The sequence below is a fragment of the Streptomyces sp. NPDC006207 genome (assembly GCF_040613835.1).
In the GTDB taxonomy this organism is placed as follows: domain Bacteria; phylum Actinomycetota; class Actinomycetes; order Streptomycetales; family Streptomycetaceae; genus Actinacidiphila.
Genome location: NZ_JBEXSX010000054.1, coordinates 24704 through 47066 on the forward strand (window position 1 = coordinate 24704; position 22363 = coordinate 47066).

The 22363-nt window shown below is 75.3% G+C and carries 2 protein-coding genes; both read left to right on the top strand.

Annotation, left to right across the window (positions count from 1 at the left end):
* The first annotated feature begins 177 nt into the window (after positions 1–177).
* Positions 178–22071 (top strand): non-ribosomal peptide synthase/polyketide synthase, encoded by a 21894-nt coding sequence (locus tag ABZ312_RS33100; RefSeq protein ID WP_500439368.1) that lies wholly within the window; start codon positions 178–180, stop codon positions 22069–22071.
* Positions 22068–22274 (top strand): MbtH family protein, encoded by a 207-nt coding sequence (locus ABZ312_RS33105; protein ID WP_500323618.1) that lies wholly within the window; start codon positions 22068–22070, stop codon positions 22272–22274. The genes ABZ312_RS33100 and ABZ312_RS33105 overlap by 4 nt, the downstream gene beginning before the upstream one ends.
* Positions 22275–22363 lie beyond the last annotated feature (89 nt).

A 22363-nucleotide genomic window follows, 5' to 3' on the forward strand; every position in this document is an offset into this window, starting at 1 on the left:
TTAGGTTAGGCACACCTTAACCCTACCGCCGTGAGCTGTGCGGTCACGCCCCGCCGGGGAGGTCTATCAAGTTAGGTAATGCTTACCTTAATATGGCGAGCGGTCGCGGCTCGGTCGAGTCGATTCCGCACATAAGGGAAGGCACGGGCACCGGTGTCGGGTAACGAAGAACTGGCGATGGCGGCAAGGGACTTCTGGCGCGAGCGGCTGATTCCGCTCGCACAGGAGACCGTTCTCCCCGTCGACTTCCCCTATCCGCAGCGTCCCGCGGGACCGGCCGCGGTGCGCTCCCGTGCCCTGCCCGGCACGGCCGCGGGTCAGGAACGGCACCTCGCGGCGTACGTCGCCCTGCTCCACCACTACGGCGGCGGGGCCACCGACCTCGTCCTCGCCCACGACGGCGTGCCGCTGCGCGTCGCGCTCACCGCCGACACCACCTTCGCCGGGCTCACCGCGCAGGTGGCCGACGCCGCGGAGCGGGCCCACGCCCACCGCGTCCCGGCCACCGTGCTCGCCGCCGAGCTGGGCGCCGCGGCGACCCGCGGTGGCGGTCTGCTCTGCAACACCGGCTTCGCAGCCGGTGACTGGGCGGGCGGCCCCCTCGACCTCGAACTGCGGGTGGTGTCCGGCGAGATCCACGCCGCCTACCACCCCGGCCTCTTCGAGGCCGCCACCGTCGACCGGATCCTCGGCCACTACGCCACCCTCCTCTCCGACGCCACCGCGCACCCCGGCCGCGTCGTCGGCGACCTCGCAACCCTCGACGGGCCGGAGCGGCACCGCGTCCTCCACGAGTGGAACGACACCGGCCACGACGTGCCGCTCACCACCTGGCCCGCCCTGTTCGCCGAGCAGGTCCGCACCCGGCCCGACGAGACCGCCCTGGTCTTCGAGGACGTCCGCCTCACCTACGCCGAACTCGACGCCCGCGCCAACCGGCTGGCCCACGCCCTCGTCGCCCGGGGCGCCGGCCCCGAGACGGTGGTGGCACTGGCCGTGCCACGCTCGGCCGAGCTGATCGTCGCCGAGGTCGCGGTGCTCAAGTCCGGCGCCGCCTACCTGCCGGTCGACACCGACTACCCCGCCGACCGCGTCGCCTACATGCTCGCCGACGCCACGCCGGTGTGCCTCGTCACCACCGCCGAGGTCGCCGCCGACCTGCCCGGCGAGGTGCCCACGCTGCTCTTGGACGCCCCGGACACCGTCGCCGAGCTCGCCGGGCTGCCGGCCCACGACCCCGAGTCCGGCGGCCGGCTGACGGTCGCGAACGCCGCGTACGTCATCTACACCTCCGGCTCCACCGGCCGGCCCAAGGGTGTCGTCCTCTCCCACGCCGGCGTCGCCAAGCTCGTGGCCACCCAGAGCGAGCGCTTCGGCATCGGCCCCCACAGCCGGGTGCTGCAGTTCGCCTCCCCGAGCTTCGACGTCGCCTTCTGGGACCTGTGCCTCGGCCTGCTCTCCGGCGGACGGCTCGTCGTCGTACCCTCCGAACGACGCGTCCCCGGCCCGCCGCTGGCCGACTACGCGAACGCCCACGGCGTCACCTTCATGATCCTGCCGCCCGCGCTGCTCGCCGCCATGCCCGACGACGTGCACCTGCCCGCGGAGGCCACGCTGCTCGCCGGCACCGAGCGCGTCTCGCCCGAACTCGTCGGCCGCTACGCGCGCGGCCGCATGATGTTCAACGCCTACGGCCCGACCGAGGCGACCACCAACTCCACGCTCGGCCTGTGCGATCCCGACACCCCGGCCGGCACCATCGTGCCCATCGGCGTGCCCGACCCCGGCACCCGCGCCTACGTCCTCGACGCCCGGCTGCGGCCGGTCCCCGCCGGTGTCGCGGGAGAGCTCTACCTCGGCGGCGCCGGGCTGGCCCGCGGCTACCTCGGGCGGCCCGACCTGACGGCCGAGCGCTTCGTCGCCGACCCCTTCGGCGAGCCGGGGGAGCGGCTGTACCGCACCGGCGACCTCGTGCGCTGGAAGTCCGACGGGCGGATGGAGTTCCTCGGCCGCGTCGACAGCCAGGTCAAGATCCGCGGCTTCCGCATCGAGCCCGGCGAGATCGAGTCCGTGCTGCGCGCCCACCCCGGCGTCGCCCAGGCAGCCGTCGTCGTCCGCGAGGACCGGCCCGGCGACCGGCGGCTGGCCGCCTACGTCGTGCCGTCGCTCGACGGCGACGCCGAGGTCGCCGAGTGGAAGGACCTGCACGAACTCCTGTACTCCGCCGCGGGTTCCGAGGGCTTCCGGGAGAACTTCGCCGGCTGGAACAGCATGTACGACGGGCTGCCCATCCCGCTCGCCGACATGCGCGAGTGGCGGACGGCCACCGTCGAGCGCATCGCCGCGCTCGCGCCGCGCCGCGTCCTGGAGATCGGCGTCGGCAGCGGCCTGCTGCTGTCCCGCCTGGCCCCCGGCTGCGAGGCGTACTGGGGCACCGACGTCTCCGAGGAGGCCGTCGCCGCGCTGCGCGCCCAGATCCGCGACGTACCGGAACTCGCCGGGCGCGTCGAGCTGTCGGCCCGCCCCGCGCACGACACCACCGGACTGCCCGCGGGCCACTTCGACGTCGTCGTCATCAACTCCGTCGCCCAGTACTTCCCGGGCGCCGACTACCTCCAGGACGTGCTGCGCAAGGCCGCCGCGCTGCTCGCCCCCAGCGGTGCGATCTTCGTCGGCGACGTGCGCAACCTGCGGCTGCTGCGCACCCTGCGCGCCGCCGTGGAGAGCCGCCGCGGTGCCGGCGACGAGGGCGCCGCCGGTGACGCCGCCGACAAGGAGGCGTTGCGCGCCGCCGTCGACCGCTCGGTGGCGTGGGAGGGCGAACTCCTCGTCGACCCGGACTGGTTCACGGGCCTCGACGGTTTCGCCGCCCAGGTGCGCGTCAAGCGCGGCGTCCACCACAACGAGCTGACCCGCTACCGCTACGACGTCGAACTGCGCCCGGCACCCACCTCGGTGGAACCGGACACGGGTGACGAGATCGCATGGGCGGCCCTCGGCGGCCTCGACGCCCTGGACGCCCGGCTCGCCGCGCGCCCGGAGCGGCTGCGCGTCACCGCCGTGCCCAACGCCCGCCTCACCGAGGACCTCGACGCCCTCGCCGTCCTCGACGACAGCAGCCGCCCCGGCGGCGACGGCGCCGGCAGCGTCGATCCTGAATCGCTGCACGAACTCGCCGCGCGGCACGGCCTGTCCGCCGCCCTGACCTGGACCGGGGACGCCGACGACGGCAGCGTCGACGCCGTCTTCACCGCCGAGGACGCCGACCCGGGCCCGCTGTACCGGCCCGGGGGCGGCCGCCCGCTCGCCAACCGGCCCGCCCCCTTCCGCGACGTCACCGCGCTGATGCGCACGCTGCGCGCGCACGCCGCCGCATTCCTGCCGGAATACATGGTCCCCGCGGCGCTCGTGCCCCTGGACCGACTGCCGGTGACGCCCAGCGGCAAGCTCGACGGCGCCGCCCTGCCCGTCCCCGACTACGCCGCCCTCAGCTCGGGCCGCGCCCCGCGCGACGCCCGCGAGGAGCTGCTGTGCGCCCTGTACGCGCAGGCCCTCGGTGTGCGGACCGTCACGATCGACGACGACTTCTTCGCGCTCGGCGGCGACAGCATCGTGGCGATCCAGCTGCTCGTCCTCGCCCGCCGCGCCGGCCTGCGCCTCACCCCGCGCGAGGTCTTCCGGCACCGCACCGTCGCCGCGCTCGCCGAAGTCGCCCAGGAGGGCGGCCCGGACGACGCCGCCGCGGAGGAGCAGGCCGCGCCCCTGCTGTCCCTGACGGACGCCGAACTGGCCGCGCTGCGCGGCGAACTCGCGGTCACCGTCGACGAGGTGCTGCCGCTCGGCCCGCTGCAGGAGGGCTTCTTCTTCCACGCCCTCGTCGACGGCGCCGACCACGACGCCTACGTCGTGCAGCAGGCCGTGGAGCTGTCAGGACCGGTCGACGGCGCCGCCCTGCGGCGCGCCATGGAACGTCTCCTGGAGCGGCACGCCCCGCTGCGCGCCTGCTTCCGCCAGCTCCCCGACGGCCGGCCCGTCCAGGTCGTCACCAGTGGCGCCGTGCTGCCCTGGCGCGAGGTCGACCTGTCCGCGCAGGAGGACGGCGCGCGCCGCGGCCTCGCGGACGCCGTCGCCGCCGACGAGCGGTCCCGGCTGTTCGACCTCGCGCGGCCGCCGCTGCTGCGCTGCGCGCTCGTCCGCCTGGGCGCGGACCGCAGCCGCCTGCTGCTGACGTTCCACCACATCGTCGCGGACGGCTGGTCGCTGCCCGTCCTCCACCGCGAGCTGATGGCCCTGTACGCGGACGACCCGGCGCCGCTGCCCGCGGTGCCCGCGTACGCCGGCTACCTGCGGCGCATCGCCGCTGCCGACCGGGACGCCGCCCGCGCCGCGTGGCGTACCGCGCTCGCCGGTCTCGAAGGCCCCACGCGTCTGGTGGACGCGCCCGCCGACGGCGGCCCGGTCGAGCCCGCACAGGTCCGCGTGGAGCTCTCCGAGCGCGTCACGGCCCGCCTCGCGGCCCGTGCCCGCGAGCTCGGTGTCACCCTCGGCACCGTCGTGCAGGGCGCCTGGGGCCTGCTGCTGGGCCGGCTGACCGGACAGCAGGACGTCGTCTTCGGCACCACCGTCTCCGGCCGCGACGCCGCCGTCGACGGCATCGACTCCATGGTCGGCCTGTTCATCAACACCCTGCCGACCCGGCTCGCCTGGGACCCGGCCGCCGGCCTCGGCACGCTGCTACGCCGCCTCCAGGACGAGCAGAGCACCCTGCTCGACCACCAGCACCTCGGCCTCGCCGAGATCCAGCGGGCCGCCGGGCACGCGGGCGGCGGCGAACTCTTCGACACCCTCGTCGTCTTCGAGAACTACCCCGCCGAGACCGGCCTCGCCGACCCCTCGGGCACCGTACGCGTCAGCGGCCACGCCTTCCACGACACCGTGCACTATCCGCTCGCGCTCATCGTGAAGCCCGGCCGCCGCATGGACCTGCGGCTCAAGCACCACGCGCGCCGGATCGACGCCGAGGCCGTCCGCGCCCTCGGCGACCGGCTCACGCTGCTGCTGGAAGCCATCGCCGACGATCCCGGCCGCCCGGTCGGCTCCGTCGACCTGCTCACCCCGCACGAGCACGCCACCGCCCACCTCGACGGCGCCGTCCGCGACGTCCCGGCCACGACACTGCCCGCCGCCATCGCCGCGCAGACCGCCCGTACCCCCGGCGCGACCGCCGTCGTGTACGGCGACACCACCCTGACGTACGCCGAACTCGATGCGCGCGCCGAGGCGCTGGCCGCGCGGCTGCGCGCCCGCGGCGCCGGACCGGAGGGCTTCGTCGCCGTCGCCGTCCCCCGCTCGGCGGACCTCATGGTGGCGCTGCTCGGCGTCCTCAAGTCCGGCGCGGCCTACCTGCCTGTCGACCTGGACTACCCCGCCGAGCGCGTCGCCTACATGCTCGCCGACTCCGGCGCCACCACCGTCGTCACCACGGCGGCCGACGCCCCGCGGCTGCCCGCCGTGGAGGGCCTGACGCCGCTGCTGGTCGACGCCCCCGCCGAAGATGCCCAGGGGAACGGTGCCGGTGCGGCGGCCCGGCCCGACGACCCGGCGTACCTGATCTACACCTCCGGCTCCACCGGCCGCCCCAAGGGCGTGGTCGTCACCCACCGCGCCGTGGTCAACCGCCTCGCGTGGACGCAGGGCGAGTACGGCCTGACGGCCGACGACCGCGTCCTGCAGAAGACCCCGTCCAGCTTCGACGTCAGTGTGTGGGAGTTCTTCTGGCCGCTGTGCGAGGGCGCCGCCGTCGTCCTCGCCCGGCCCGACGGGCACCGCGACCCGGCCTACCTCGCCGGGCTCGTCCGCGAACAGGGCGTCACCACCCTGCACTTCGTGCCCTCCATGCTGGAGGCGTTCCTCAGCACGCCGGAGGTGACCGCCGACGCCTCGTGGGCGGCGAGCCTGCGCCGCGTGCTCAGCAGCGGCGAGGCCCTGCCCGGCGCCGCCGCCGCGCGCTGGCAGGCGCTCACCGGGGTGCCGCTGCACAACCTCTACGGGCCCACCGAGGCCGCCGTCGACGTCACCCACCACGCCTTCGACGGCGCCCCGGACACCACCGTGCCCATCGGCCGCCCGGTGTGGAACACGGGCCTGCGCGTGCTGGACGCCTGCCTGCGCCCGGTGCCGGACGGCGTGCCCGGCGAGCTCTACCTGACCGGTGTGCAGCTCGCCCGCGGCTACCACGGCCGCTCCGCGCTCACCGCCGAGCGTTTCGTCGCCGACCCGTACGGCGCGCCCGGCGAGCGGATGTACCGCACCGGCGACCTCGTGCGCCGGCGTTGGGGGTCCCCCCGGCTGGAGGCCGGGGGAGGTGTCGTGGAGTACCTGGGCCGCACCGACCGCCAGGTCAAGCTGCGCGGCAACCGCATCGAGCCCGGCGAGACCGAGGCCGCCCTCGTCCGGCTCCCGGAGGTCGCCCAGGCCGCGGTGACCGTCCGCGAGCAGCGCCTCGTGGCGTACGTCGTCCCGACGCGCGACTCCCGCCCGGACACCGCCGCCCTGCGCGCCGCCGTGGCCGAGCTGCTGCCCGCGCCGCTCGTCCCGGACGCCTTCGTCGTGCTGGACGCGCTGCCGCTGACCCCCAGCGGCAAGCTGGACCGCGCCGCGCTGCCCGCGGCCGAGGCCGAGCGCGCCCCCGCCCGCGCTCCGCGCACCGGCCGCGAGCGCACGCTGACGGAGGTCTTCGCGGCCGTCCTCGGCCTGCCGGACGCCGGCCCCGACGACGACTTCTTCCTCCTCGGCGGCGACAGCATCAGCTCCATAGGCGTCGCCAGCCGCGCCCGCGCCGCCGGTCTCGAACTGACCCCGCGCGACGTCTTCGAGCACCGCACCCCCGCCGCCCTCGCACTGGCCGCCCGCACCGGCGCCGCCGCCGTGGAGCGCACCGGGCCGGTCCGCCCCGAGCTGACGCCCGGGGAGACCGAGCGCGTCCACCGCACCGCCGGGGGAGCGGTCGCCGGGATCTGGCCGCTCGCCCCGCTCCAGGAAGGCCTGTTCTTCCACTCCGCCTACGACGACGGCGCCCTGGACGTCTACACCGTCCACGAGACCTTCGATTTCGCCGAGCGCCTGGACGAGGACCGGCTGCGCGCCGCCGCCCGCACCCTGCTCGACCGCAACCCGGGGCTCCGCGCCGGGTTCACCAGCGACGGGCTGCGCCAGCCCGTGCAGTTCATCGTCGCCGAGCCCGAAGTGCCGCTGGAGACGGTCGACCTGTCGGCGCTGCCCGCCGCCGAGCAGGAGGCGCGGCTGCGCGCCCTGATGGACGAGGAGCGCACCCGCCGCTTCGACCTGTCCGCGCCGCCCCTGTTCCGCATGCTGCTCGTACGCCGCGGCGCGGAGCTCGGCGACCGCCTCGTCATCGGCCGCCACCTGATCCTGTGGGACGGCTGGTCCGCCTGGCTCTTCCTCGACCAGCTCTTCGCCCTCTACGCGACCGGCGGGGACGACACCAGCCTGCCGCGCCCCGGCTCGTACGGGGACTACCTGGCCTGGCTCGGCACCCAGGACGACGCCGCCGCGACCGCCGCCTGGCGCGCCGCGCTGGCCGGCCTGGAGGAGCCCACCCTGCTCGTGCCGGCCGTTGCCGACGCGGGCCTGGAACCCGTCATCCCCGAGCAGTTGGACGCGCTGCTCCCCGCGGAGCTCGGCGACTCGCTGCGCGAGCGGGCCCGCGCCCACGGCCTCACCCTCAACACGGTGCTCAACGCCGCCTGGGGCCTGACCCTGGCCTCGGCGACCGGCCGCACCGACGTCGTGTTCGGCACGACCGTCGCGGGCCGGCCGGCCGAGGTGCCGGACGTGGAGAACGTCATCGGCATGTTCCTCAACACGGTGCCCGCCCGCGTCGCCCTCGACCCGGCGGAACCCGTCCTCGACCTGCTGCGGCGCATCCAGGGCGAGCGCCTGGAACTGATGCCGTACGAGTACCTGGGCCTGGGTGTGCTGCAGGCCGAGACCGGACACCGGCGGCTGTTCGACACCCTCTTCGTGCTGCGCAACAACGACACCGAGGACCGGCTGGAGCGGCTGCGCGCCGAGCACGGCGCCACCGCCGTCGCCAACGCCGACGCCACGCACTACCCCGTCAACCTGATCGTGACGCCGGGGCAGCGCGTCCTGGTCACCCTCGCGCACCGGCCCGACGTCGTCCCGCACGAGGCCGCCCGCGCGCTGCTGGACCGCTTCACCGTCCTGCTGGAGGGCATGGCGCAGGACCTGACGGCCCCCGTCGGCCGTCTCGACCCGCTGCTGCCCGCCGAACACGCGGCCCTGGAGCGGGAGTGGACCGGCAGCCGGGTCCCGGAGCCCACCGAGACCATCGCCGACCTCCTCGCCGCGCAGGCCGCCCGCACCCCGGACGCCACCGCCCTCGTCTTCGGCGAGCGCACCCTCACCTACGCAGGACTCGACGCCGCCGTGAACCGCACCGCCCGGCTGCTGCTCGCCCGCGGCGCGGGCCCGGAGAAGGTCGTCGCGCTCGGCCTGCCCCGCTCCGCGGAGATGGTCGTGGCCCTCTTCGCGGTGCTGCGGACCGGCGCCGCCTACCTGCCGCTGGAGCTGGACCACCCGGCCGACCGGCTCTCCCTGATGCTGGAGGACGCCCGGCCCCTGCTGCTCCTGACCCACGCGGCTGTCTCGGCCACCCTGGACGCCGGCACCCCGCGGGTCCTGCTCGACGACCCGGCCGTCGCCGACGAGCTGGCGGAGCTGTCCGACGCCCCGGTCGTCGCGGACTTCAGCCTGGAGCACCCCGCGTACGTCATCTACACCTCGGGCTCCACCGGCCGCCCCAAGGGCGTCGTCACCCCCTACCGGGGCCTTACGAACATGCAGCTCAACCACCAGAAGGAGATCTTCGAGCCGGCGATCGCCGCGGCGGGGGGCCGGCGGCTGCGCGTCGCGCACACCGTCTCCTTCGCCTTCGACATGTCGTGGGAGGAGCTGCTGTGGCTCGTCGAGGGTCACGAAGTGCACGTCTGCGACGAGGAGCTGCGGCGTGACGCCCACGCGCTGACCGCCTACTGCGAGCGGCACCGCATCGACGTCGTCAACGTCACTCCGACCTACGCCCGGCTGCTCATCGAGGAGGGCCTGCTCGAAGGGCACGTCCCGCCGCTGGTGCTGCTCGGCGGCGAAGCCGTCCCCGAGACGGTCTGGACGCGGCTGCGCGACACCCCGGGGAGTTACGGCTACAACCTGTACGGCCCGACCGAGTACACCATCAACACCCTCGGCGGCGGCACCCACGACAGCGCCACGCCCACTGTCGGCCGCCCCATCCGCGGCACCCGCGCCCACATCCTCGACGCCTGGCTGCGCCCGGTGCCCGACGGCGTCCCCGGCGAGCTGTACATCGCGGGTGTCGGCCTGGCCCGCGGCTACCTGGACCGGCCCGGCCTGACCGCCGAGCGGTTCGTCGCCGACCCCTTCGGCGAGCCCGGCGAGCGGATGTACCGCACGGGCGACCTGGTGCGGCGCAATGCCGATGGCAACCTGGACTTCCTTGGCCGTACCGACGACCAGGTCAAGATCCGCGGCTACCGCGTCGAGCCCGGCGAGATCGAGACCGCCCTCAGCCGCCACCCGCGCGTCTCGCAGGCCGCCGTCGTCGTCCGCGACGACCGGCTGATCGGCTACGTCGTCCCCGCCCCCGCCGAGGCCGCCGAACGCGAGTCCACCGAGCGCGCCCAGGTCGGCGAGTGGCAGGAGATCTACTCCGACGAGTACGAGGAGATCTCCACCGCCGTCTTCACCGAGGAGTACGCGGGCTGGGACAGCTCCTACGACGGGCGGCCCATCCCCTTCGAGGACATGCACGAGTGGCGCGAGGCCACCCTCGCCCGCATCCGCGAACTGCGCCCGCGCCGCGTCCTGGAGATCGGCGTCGGCTCCGGCCTGCTGCTGTCCCGGCTGGCCCCGGAAGCCGAGGCTTACTGGGCCACCGACTTCGCCGCCCCCGTCATCCGCAAGATCGGCGAGGAGCTGCGGCGGGACCCGGAGCTCGCCGCCAAGGTGGAGCTGCGCTGCCGTCCCGCCGACGACCTGCAGGGGCTGCCCACCGGGTACTTCGACACGATCGTCATCAACTCCGTCATCCAGTACTTCCCCAGCGTGGCCTACCTGGAGTCGGTCGTGCGCGGAGCCATGGAGCTGCTCGTCCCCGGCGGCGCGCTCTTCGTCGGCGACGTCCGCAACCTGCGGCTCGCCCGCACCTTCCACACCGAGATCCAGCGCGCCCGGGGCACCGGCGGAGCGGAGTTCGAGCGGGCCGTGGAACGCGGCCTGCGCCTGGAGAAGGAACTCCTGGTCGACCCCGACTTCTTCGCGCACCTCGGCTACGGCCTCGACCTGCGCACCAAGCGCGGACGCCACCACAACGAGCTGACCCGGCACCGCTACGACGCCGTGCTCTACCGCGGCGAGGCCTCCGTGCGGCTGGGCGATGAGTCCGTGGCGGCGTGGTCGCCCGGTCTTGCCGAGCGGCTGCGCGGGGAGCGGCCCGAACGGCTGCGCCTCACCGGTGTGCCGGACGGCCGCGTCCGTCCGGACGGCGTCGACCCGGAGACCCTGCACGAACTGGCCGCCGACCTCGGCTGCCGCGTGCTCACGACGTGGGGTGCCGAAGCCGGCACCTACGAGGCCGTCCTCGTCCCGGCCGGCACCACCGGCACGACCGCCGGCCTGTACCGGCCGGGCGGCGGCAGCGCCCCGTACGCCAACGACCCGGCGGCGGGCCGCGACGCGAGCGCCCTGGTCCGCGTGCTGCGCGAGGACCTGAAGCGCGAACTGCCCGAGTACATGGTCCCGGCCGCCTTCGTCACCCTCGACCGGCTGCCGATGAACGCCAACGGCAAGCTCGACGTGCGGGCGCTGCCCGACGCCGAGCCGGCGGTGGCCCTCGGCGGCGGACGCGGACCGCGCACCCCGCAGGAAGAGGTGCTGTGCCGTCTGTTCGCCGAGGTGCTGGCCCTGCCGTCGGTGGGCGCCGAGGACGACTTCTTCGACCTGGGCGGCCACTCGCTGCTCGCCACCCGCCTGGTCAGCCGGGCCCGCACCGAGCTCGGCGCCGAACTCGCCATCCGCGACCTCTTCGAGGCCCCGACGCCCGCCCGGCTCGCGGAGCGCGCCGACGCCGGACGGCCCGCCCGCCCCGCGCTCACCGCGGCCGCCGAACGGCCCGCCCTCGTCCCGCTCTCCGCCGCGCAGCGCCGCCTGTGGCTGGTGGAACGCCTCACCGGCGGCGGCGCCGCGTACAACTTCCCGCTCGTGTTCCGGCTGCGCGGCGCCCTGAACACCGACGCCCTGCGCCGGGCCCTGGGCGATGTCGCGGGGCGCCACGAGGCGCTGCGCACCCTGATCGGCGAGCAGGACGGCGAGCCGTACCAGCGGATCGTCCCCGCCGCCGAGGCGCTGCCCGGGTTCAGCGTCGCCGACTGCGCCGGGTCCGAGCTCCCGGGGCTGATCGAGGCCGCCCAGCGCCGCCCCTTCGACCTGGCGACGGAACTGCCGCTGCGCTGCGAGGTGTTCCGGGTCGGCGCCGACGACCACGTGGTGGCCGTCGTACTGCACCACATCACCACCGACGAGTGGTCCGACCGCCCCTTCATGGCGGACCTGACCGCCGCCTACACCGCCCGCGCCGCGGGCTCCGCCCCGGCCTGGCAGCCGCTGCCCGTCCAGTACGCGGACTACACCCTCTGGCAGGAGCGCCTGCTCGGCACCGTCGGTGACACACAGCTCGCCTACTGGACCGAGCGGTTGCGCGACCTGCCCGAGGAGCTGGCGCTGCCGCTCGACCGGCCGCGTCCCGCCGCGCCCACCGGCGCCGGCGCGATCGTGCACGGTGAGGTGCCCGTGGAACTGGGCCGGGAACTGCGGGAGCTGTCCACCGCGACCGGCACCAGCATGTTCATGCTGTTCCAGGCCGCCACCGCCGCGCTGCTGCACCGGCTCGGCGCGGGCGAGGACGTCCCGCTCGGCGCGCCCATCGCCGGCCGTACCGACAGCGGCCTCGACGACCTCGTCGGCTTCTTCGTCAACACCCTCGTGCTGCGCACCGACCTGTCCGGCGACGCGCTGACGTTCCGTCAATTGCTGGGCCGGGTACGCGAGTCGGCTCTGGAAGCCTTCGAGCACCAGGACATGCCCTTCGACCGGGTCGTGGAGGCGGTGAACCCGCCGCGCGCGGCGGGCCGCAACCCACTGTTCCAGGTGATGCTGGGCTACCACCACCGCCCGGACGGCGACCCCGACGTCTTCGGGCTGCCCACCGAGTGGTTCGACATGGACACCGGCACGGCCAAGTTCGACCTCGACTTCACCTTCGTCGACCACGGCGAGGCACACCCGCTGGCTCTGCTGCTGGAGTACGCGACCGACCTGGCCGACGAGGCCACCGCCGCGCTGCTCGTCGCCCGGCTGGTCCTGCTGCTGCGGCAGGCCGCGGCCCACCCGGACCTCCCGCTGGCGGAGTTCGACCTGCTCACGCCCGCCGAGCACGAGGCCGCCGCCGTCGCCTGGAACGACACCGCGCGGCACGGCGCGGAGACCCGGGCGGTGCCCGAGATCCTCGCCGACACCGTCCGGGCCCACCCGGAGCGGACGGCCGTGGTGACCGCCCCCGGCACGCTGACCTTCGCCGAACTGGGCGACCGGGTCGGCGCCCTGGCCGGCCTGGTCCGTGCGCACGGCGCGGCCGAGGGCACGGTGGTGGCCCTCGCGCTGCCGCGGCACGCCATGGTCCCGGCGATCCTCGGCGTGCTCGCCTCGGGCGCCGCCTACCTGCCGCTCGATCCCGCCCTGCCCGCCGACCGGCTGGAGTTCATGCTCCGCGACGCGGGCCCGGTCTGCCTGCTCACCACCGCCGACCTCGCCGAACGCCTTCCGGCAACGCCGGGCGTCGCGCGGCTGCTGCTCGACGGGCCGCTGCCCGAAGCCGAGTTCGCACGCCCGGCCGGGTACCCGGCGCTGGGGGCCGCATACACCATCTACACCTCCGGCTCCACCGGTACCCCCAAGGGCGTCGTCGGCACCCACCGGGGCCTGTCCAACCTCTTCGGCGCCCACCTGCGCGACATGGTCGAACCGGCGGTCCGTGCCACCGGCCGCGACGTCCTGAAGGCCGCGCACACCGCCTCGTTCAGCTTCGACGCCTCCTGGGACCCGCTGCTGTGGCTGCTGGCGGGCCACGAACTGCACGTCGTGGACGAGACCACGATGACGGAACCGGCCGCGCTCCTCGCGCACCTGGCGGAGACCGGAGCCGACTACGTCGACCTCACCCCGACCTACCTGGGCGAGCTGACCCACCACGGCTTCCTCGCCGCGGGCGGCTACGCGCCCGCCGTCCTCACCGTCGGCGGCGAGGCCACCCCGCCCGCCCTGTGGCAGCGGCTGTCCGAGCTCCCCGGCACCCAGGTGCACGACCTGTACGGGCCCACCGAGGCCTCCGTCGACGCCTACGGACGCCACAGCGGGGCCCGGGAGTGGGCGGCGCCGCTGGACAACACCCGCGCGTACGTCCTCGACGAGCGGCTGCGCCCGGCACCGCTCGGCGTGCCAGGCGAGCTCTACCTCGCCGGAGCGGGCCTGGCCCGCGGCTACCTCGGCCGGCCGGACCTGACGGCCGAGCGGTTCGTGGCCGACCCGTACGGCACCCCCGGCGAGCGCATGTACCGCACGGGCGACCTGGCGCGACGCCGGGCCGACAGCACCCTTGAGTACCTGGGCCGTACCGACGACCAGGTCAAGATCCGCGGCTTCCGCGTGGAGCCCGGTGAGATCGAGTCCGTCCTCACCGCCGATCCCGGTGTGTCCACGGCCGCCGTCGTCGTCCGCGAGGACACCCCCGGTGTGCCGCGCCTCGTCGCGTACGTCGTCCCCGCCCCCGGCCACGATCCCGGCCACGAGCCCGACCCCGCCGCGCTGCGCGCCCGTGTTGCCGCCGCGCTGCCCGAGCACATGGTGCCCGCCGCGTTCGTGCACCTGGCGGCGCTGCCGCGCACCGTCAACGGCAAGCTGGACCGGGCCGCGCTGCCCGCGCCCGACCTGTCGTCGGCGGTCGGCGGACGGCTGCCCCGCACCCCGCGTGAAGAGCTGCTCGCCGAGCAGTTCGCCGCCGTGCTGGGCCTGGAACGGGTCGGCATCGACGACGACTTCTTCGTCCTCGGCGGCCACTCGCTGCTCGCGATGCGCCTGATCAGCCGCATCCGTACCGCGCTCGGTATCGGGGTGACGCTGCGCGCCGTCTTCGACGCGCCCACCGTCGCCCGGCTCGCCGCCCTGCTGGACGGTCAGGGCGCGCAGGAGCGTCCGGCCCTGACCGCGGGCCGCGCCCTGCCCGAGCGGCTGCCGCTCTCCTCGGCCCAGCGCCGGCTGTGGCTGCTGCACCAGGTCGACGCCGCCGACCCCTCGTACAACCTCCCGGCCGCCTGGCGCCTGACCGGCGCCCTGGACCGTGCCGCGCTGGAGGCGGCGCTGAACGACCTCGTCGCCCGCCACACCACCCTGCGCACGCTCTTCCCGGCCGTGGACGGCGTGCCCCACCAGCACGTCCTGGCGCCGGAGCGGGCGCGCGTGACGCTCGGCACCGCGGCCCCGGACGAGCTGCCCCGGATCGCCGTACGGCCGTTCGACCTGGAACGCGAACTGCCGCTGCGCGCCCACCTGTCCGCGACCGGTCCTGACGAGCACCTGCTGCTGCTCGTGCTGCACCACATCGCCACCGACGAGTGGTCCGACCGGGCCCTGCTCGCCGACCTCGGCACCGCCTACGCCGCGCGCGCCGCGGGACACGGCCCCGACTGGGGGCCGCTGCCGGTGAGTTACGCCGACTACACGCTCTGGCAGCGCGAGCTGCTGGAGCACTCCGGCGACGGCCTGCTCGCCTACTGGACGGAGACCCTGCGCGGCCTCCCCGAGGAACTGGCGCTGCCCACCGACCGGCAGCGCCCCCAGGAGTCCTCGCACACCGGCGGCACCGTGGGCTTCACGATCCGGCCCGAGCTGGAACGCGCCCTGCGCGCGCTCGCCCGCCGCGAGGGCGCCAGCATGTTCATGGTCTCCCAGGCCGCCGTCGCCGCCCTGCTGCACCGGCTCGGCGCGGGCGAGGACATCCCGCTCGGCGCGCCCGTCTCCGGACGCGCGGACGAGCGCCTGGAGGACCTCGTCGGTTTCTTCGTCAACTCCCTCGTGCTGCGCACCGACCTGTCCGGCGAGCCCGGCTTCGCGGAGCTGCTGCGCCGCGTCCGGACGGCCGACCTCGCCGCGTACGAGCACCAGGAGCTGCCCTTCGAGCGGCTGGTCGAAGCCCTCAACCCGGGCCGTTCGCTGGCCCGGCACCCGCTCTTCCAGGTGATGGTCGTCCATCTCGCCGAGCGCGCCGGCACCCCCGTGCTGCCGGGCCTCACCGCACGCCCGGAGCCGGTCGGCCAGGACACCGCCAAGTTCGACCTCAGCTTCGACTTCGTCGAGCAGGGCGAGGGCAACGGCATCCAGGGCTGGATCGAGTACAGCGCCGACCTCTTCGACCGGCCGACCGCCGAACTCCTCGCCCGCCGCATGGAACGCCTGCTGGAGCAGGCCGCCGCCGCACCCGAGCGGCCCGTCGGGCACCTGGACGTACTGGAGGACGACGAACGCACCCGCGTCCTGGGGGAGTGGAACGCCACCGGCCACGCCGTGCCCGGCCTCACCCTCCCCGAGCTGTTCCGCGCCCAGGCCGCCGCGACCCCGTCCGCGCCCGCGCTGCTGGTGGAGGACACCCCGGTCGGGTACGCGGAGCTGGAGGCCCGCGTCGAACGCCTCGCCCACGTCCTCGCGGGCGCGGGCGTCGGCCCGGAGTCCACGGTGGCCGTCGCGCTGCCGCGTTCGGCGGCCCTGGTCGTCACCCTGCTCGCCGTCCACCGCGCGGGCGGCGCCTACCTGCCGCTCGACACCGACTACCCGGCGGAGCGGCTGGCGTTCATGCTCGCCGACGCCCGTCCGGTGTGCGTGGTGACCACCGACGGCGTCGACCTGCCGGACACCGACGCGCCGCGCCTCCTGGTCGACGCCGACGGCGCCGCGGCGGCGGACGCCGCCACCGGCCCGCTCCCGCAGGCGTACGACCCGCGCCGGCCCGCCTACGTCATTTACACCTCCGGCTCGACCGGCCGCCCCAAGGGCGTCGTCATACCGCAGGAGGGCATCGTCAACCGCCTGCTGTGGATGCAGGACACCTACGGCCTGACCGCCGACGACCGCGTGCTGCAGAAGACGCCGTCGAGCTTCGACGTGTCGGTCTGGGAGTTCTTCTGGCCGCTGATCACCGGCGCGACGCTCGTCGTGGCCCGCCCCGAGGGCCACAAGGACCCGGCCTACCTCGCCAGGCTGATCCAGGACAGCGGCGTCACCACGGCGCACTTCGTGCCGTCGATGCTGCGCGCCTTCCTCGACGAGCCGGCCGCGGCCGGCTGCACGGGGCTGCGCCGTGTGGTCTGCAGCGGCGAGGCGCTGCCCGCCCCGCTCGCCGCCCGTTTCCAGGAGGTGCTGGGCACGGCCGGGCTGCACAACCTGTACGGCCCCACGGAGGCGTCCGTCGACGTCACCGCCCGGCACGTCACGCCGGGGGCCACCGCCGTCCCGATCGGCCGCCCGGTGTGGAACACCCGCACCTATGTGCTGGACGCCTCGCTGCGCCCGGTTCCCCCGGGCGTGCCGGGTGAGCTGTACCTCGCGGGCGTGCAGCTGGCGCGCGGCTACCTCGGCCGGCCCGGGCTGACCGCCGAACGGTTCGTCGCCGACCCGTACGGGGAGCCAGGGAGCCGGATGTACCGCACCGGCGACCTGGCGCGCTGGACGCGCGAGGGAGAGCTGGACTACCTGGGCCGCGTCGACGACCAGGTCAAGCTGCGCGGCTTCCGCGTCGAACCGGGCGAGATCGAGGGAGTGCTGACCGGGCATCCCGCGGTCGCCTCGGCCACCGTCCTGCTGCGCGACGAGCGCCTGGTGGCGTACGTCGTCCCCGCCCCGGGACGGGACGCCGGCACGGCGGCGCTGCGCGCCCACGCGGCCGCCGCGCTGCCGGAGCACATGGTGCCCGCCGCCTTCGTGCTCCTGGACGAGCTCCCGCTCACGCCGAACGGCAAGCTCGACCGCGCGGCCCTGCCCGCGCCGGACTTCGCCGCCCAGGTCACCGCGACCGCGCCCCGCACCCCGCGCGAGGAGCGCATGTGCGAGCTCGTCGCCGCCGTCCTCGGCCTCGAACGGGTCGGCGCCGACGACGACTTCTTCACCCTCGGCGGCGACAGCATCGTCGCCATGCAGCTCGTGGTCCGGGCCCGCGCCGCCGGGCTGACGATCACGCCGCGCGACGTCTTCCGCCACAAGACCCCCGCGGGCCTGGCGGCCGTCGCCGTCGACACCGTCCGCGAGGACACCGCCGACGACAACGAGCTGCTGCCCGGCCTCACCGACGCCGAGCGCGCCGAACTTCCCGGCGCCGGAGCGGCCGAGCTGCTGCCGCTCACCCCGCTCCAGGCCGGCCTGCTCTTCCACGCCTCCTTCGACTCCGGCGACCAGGGCCCCGATGTCTACACCGTCCAGGTGTCGTACGACATCGAGGGCGAGCCCGACCCCGAGCGGCTGCGCGCCGCCGGGCAGGCCCTGCTCGACCGGCACGAGAGCCTGCGCGCGGGCTTCCGCTACTTGTCCTCCGGCCGCCCGGTGGCCGTCGTGCCGCGCTCGGTGCCGCTGCCGTGGCGCCACGTCGACCTCACCGCCGTCCCGGACGCCGGGCAGGAGTGGGAGCGTCTGCTGCTGCAGGAACGCCGCCGCTTCGACCCCGCCGAACCGCCGCTGCTGCGGCTGCTGCTGGCCAGGACGGGCGAGGGAGCCCACCGCCTCGTCCTGTCCCACCAGCACCTGCTGCTCGACGGCTGGTCGGTGCCCCGCCTGATGGCGGAGCTGACCGCCCTCTACGACGGGGCCACCCCGCCCGCCGGCGCCCCCTACCGCGACTACCTGCGCTGGCTCGCCGCGCAGGACACGGCGGCCTCCGCGGCCGCCTGGGCCGCGGCCCTGGACGCGCTGGAGGAGCCCACCCACCTGGTGCCCGCCGACGCAGGCCGGGCGCCGGTCGTGCCGCTCACCCACACCGTCGAGGCCGACGAGGAGCTGACGGGGGCGCTGGGCGCGCTCGCCCGGCGCCGCGGGCTCACCGTCAACACCCTCGTGCAGGCCGCCTGGTCGGTCGTGCTGTCCCGGCTGACCGGCCGCGACGATGTGGTGTTCGGCGCGACGGTCGCGGGCCGTCCGCCGGAGCTGGACGGCGTCGAGTCCATGATCGGCCTGTTCATCAACACCGTGCCCGTACGCGTCCGGCTGCACCCGCAGGAGCCGGTCGGCGCCCTGCTGGACCGCCTCCAGGACGAGCAGTCACGCCTGCTGCCGCACCAGCACCTGGGCCTCGCCGACATCCAGCGCGGCGCCGGGCTCGGCGACCTCTTCGACACGCTGATGGTCTTCGAGTCCTACCCGGTGGCGGAGGAGACGGGGGGCGTCGACGAGGCAGCCCTGCGCCTGTCGGTGCGCGAGCACGAGGACTCCACGCACTACCCGTTCGCCTGGGCCGTCGAACCCGACGAACGCCTGCGCCTGACGGCCGAGTTCCGCCCCGACCTGTTCACCCCGGCCGCCGCCGGGCGCATCGCCTCGGCGATGCTCTCCGTCCTGTCGGCGATGGCCGCCGACCCGGACGCCGCCGTCGGCCGCATCGACATCCTCAGCGACGCCGACCGGCGCCTGCTGCTGGAGACCTGGAACGACACGGCCCTGCTCCCGCGGGCCGGCCACGCCACCGTCCCCGCCCTCTTCGCGGCGCAGGCCGCCGCGTCCCCGGACGCGGTCGCCGTCACCGACCCGTCCGTGACGTGGACCTTCGCCGAACTGGCCGCACGCACCGACCGGCTGGCCCGCGTGCTGGCCGGCGCGGGCGCGCGCCCCGAGGGCATCGTGGCGCTGGCGCTGCCCCGTACCGCCGACCACATCACGGCGATCCTGGCCGTCATGACGGCGGGCGCCGCCTACCTGCCCGTCGACCCCGACCTGCCCGCCGACCGCGTGCTCGACATGCTCGCCGACGCGGCGCCGCGGCTGATCCTCACCACGCGGGAACTCGCCGCGTCCCTGCCGGACACCGGCGTCCCGGTGCTGCACCTGGACGCCCTCGACGGGCTGCCCGAGGCGGCCCCGCAGGCACCGGCCCCCGACCACCCGGCGTACGTCATCTACACCTCGGGCTCGACGGGCCGCCCCAAGGGCGTCGTCGTCACCCAGCGCAGTCTCGCCAACCTCTTCCACAGCCACCGCCACGACCTCCACGACCGCGCCAAGGAGCTGACCGGGCGCCGCCACCTGCGGGTCGGCCACGCCTGGTCGTTCTCCTTCGACGCGTCCTGGCAGCCGCAGCTGTGGCTGCTGGACGGGCACGCGCTGCACATCGTGGACGACGAGACGCGCCGCGACGCGGAGCAGCTCGCCGCCCTGATCCGCGCCGAGGGGCTGGACTTCATCGAGGTCACCCCGTCGCTGCTCGCCCAGATGGCGGAGGCCGGACTGATCCGCGACGGGAACTGTCCGCTGGCGGTGGTCGGCGTCGGCGGCGAGGCCGTGCCGGACGCCCTCTGGTCGCGCCTGGCGGCGCTGGAGTCCACCGAGGCCTTCAACCTGTACGGGCCCACCGAGGCCACCGTCGACGCCCTCGTCGGGCGGGTCGCCGACAGCGACCGGCCCGTCGTGGGCCGCGCCGTGCGGGGCACGCGGGCCTACGTCCTGGACGGCTCGCTGCGCATGGTCCCGCCCGGCGTCACCGGCGAGCTGTACCTGTCCGGCGCCGGGCTCGCCCGCGGCTACCTGGGCCGCCCCGACCTGACGGCCGAGCGCTTCGTCGCCGACCCGTACGGCCCGCCCGGCGCCCGGATGTACCGCACCGGCGACCTCGCGCGGTCGACGGAGGAAGGGCAGCTGGAGTACGCCGGCCGCTCCGACGACCAGGTCAAGATCCGCGGCTACCGGGTCGAGCTCGCCGAGGTCGAGACCGCCCTCGCCGCGCACGGCACCGTCGCCCAGGTCGTCGTCACCGCCCGCGAGGACCGCCCCCGCGTACGGCAGCTGGTCGGCTACGTCGTCCCCGCCGGGGGCCGCACCGCCGACCCCGCCGCCCTGCGCGCCCACGTGGCGGCGAGCCTGCCGGAGTACATGGTCCCGGCCGCCGTGGTCGTCCTGGAGCGGCTGCCGCTGCTGTCCAACGGCAAGCTGGACCGCAAGGCGCTGCCCGCCCCCGACTTCACCGCGGGCACGGGCGGCCGCAGGCCCGGCAACGACACCGAACGCACCCTGTGCGGCCTCGTCGCCGAGGTACTGGGACTGCCCGCCGAGGCCGTCGGCACCGACGACGACTTCTTCGCCCTCGGGGGCGACAGCATCGTCGCGATGCAGTTCGTCAGCCGGGCCCGGGCGGCAGGGCTGCGGATCACCCCCCGTCAGGTGTTCCAGCACCGCGACGTGGCCTCGCTCGCCGAGGTCGCCGTCCCGCTCGCGGGCGACGAGCTGGTCCGCACCCACGACGACGGCACCGGTCTCGTCCCGCTCACCCCGATCATGCACGCCCTGCGCGAGCGCGGCGGCCCCATCTGGGGCTACCACCAGGCCGCCTTCCTGCAGACCCCGGCGGACCTGGACGAGGACGGCCTGCTGGCGGTCCTGCGCGCCGTGGCCGACCGGCACGACATGCTCCGCGCCCGCCTGGAACGCACCCGCACCCAGCCGTGCCACAGGGGCGACAGCGGCGAGCAGTGGGCGCTGCGCGTGCCCGCCCCGGGCACCGTCGACGTGGCGTCCTGGCTCGCCCGCGCAGACGTCTCCGGCGCGGACGACACCGCGCTGCGGGAGGCGATCTCCGCCCACGCGGTCACCGCGCGCGCCGGACTCGACCCCGACACCGGCGACATGGTGCGCGCGGTGTGGTTCGACGCCGGGCCCGGACGTCCGGGACGGCTGCTGGTGCTCCTGCACCACCTCGTCGTCGACGGCGTGACCTGGCGCATCCTGCTCCCCGACCTCGAGACCGCCTGGGCGGCCGTCGCGGCGGGCCGCGCACCGGAGCTGCCCCCCGTGGACGTCTCCTTCCGCCGCTGGTCCGAACTTCTCACCGCCCGCGCCCTCGACCCCTCCCGCGAGGACGAACTGCCCCGGTGGACCTCGGTCCTCGCGGACGGCGCGGGCCTGCCGCTGGCCCGGCCGCTGGACACGGCACGCGACACCGTGGAGAGCACCCGCTACCTGTCGCTGACCCTGCCCGCCGAGGTCACCGGGCCGCTGCTCGGGCGCGTGCCCGCAGCGTACGGCGCGAGCGTCAACGACGTGCTGCTGACCGCCTTCGCGCAGGCCGTCGCCGACTGGCGGACCCGCCTGCTCGGCGCGGAGCCCGGCACCGCCGTCCTCGTCGACCTCGAAGGCCACGGCCGCGAGGAGGAACTCGCCGGCAACGCCGACCTGTCCCGCACCATCGGCTGGTTCACCAGCGTCGTACCGGTCCGCCTCGACCCGGGCCCGGCGGGCCCCGACCCCGACGAGGCAGTCGCCCGCGTCCGCGAGCACCTGACGGGCCTGTCCACCGGCGGCGTCGGACACGGCCTGCTGCGGTACCTCAACCCGGTCACCGGTCCGGAGCTGGCCCGGCTCGCCGAGCCGCAGATCGAGTTCAACTACATGGGCCGCTTCGACGTCCCCGAGGCCGCCGACTGGTCGTACGCGCCGGAGGGCGACGCCGCCGACCTCGACGCCGACCCCGGGATGCCGATGTCCCACGCCCTCACCCTCAACGCCCTCACCGAGGACCGCCCCGGCGGCCCCGAGCTGAGCGCCCACTGGGCCTACGCCGGCGAACTCCTCACCGAGGAGGCCGTCCGGGATCTGGCGCAGACCTGGTTCCGGGCCCTTGAGGCCCTGGTCACACGGAAGGAAACCACCCGATGAGCAGCAACCCCTTCGAGAACCCCGACGGCGTCTACTCCGTCCTGGTCAACGCCGAGGGCCAGCACAGCCTGTGGCCGGACTTCGTCGCCGTCCCGGCCGGCTGGACCGTCGCCCACGGCCCGGCCGCCCGCCAGGAATGCCTGGAGTACATCGAGACCAACTGGACGGACCTGCGCCCGAAGAGCCTCGTCGAAGGCCGCTGACCGGGAACGCACGGAAAGAGGCCGGGAGGGGCCGCCCCGCGGGGCGGCCCCTCCCGTACGTCCCTGTACCACATGGGGAGGTGCGGGCG

What these genes read in the sequence shown, in the direction of transcription:
- ABZ312_RS33105 (WP_500323618.1), top strand. Translation starts at nt 22,068, where the DNA reads ATGAGCAGCAACCCCTTCGAGAACCCCGACGGCGTCTACTCCGTCCTG.
- ABZ312_RS33100 (WP_500439368.1), top strand. Translation starts at nt 178, where the DNA reads ATGGCGGCAAGGGACTTCTGGCGCGAGCGGCTGATTCCGCTCGCACAG.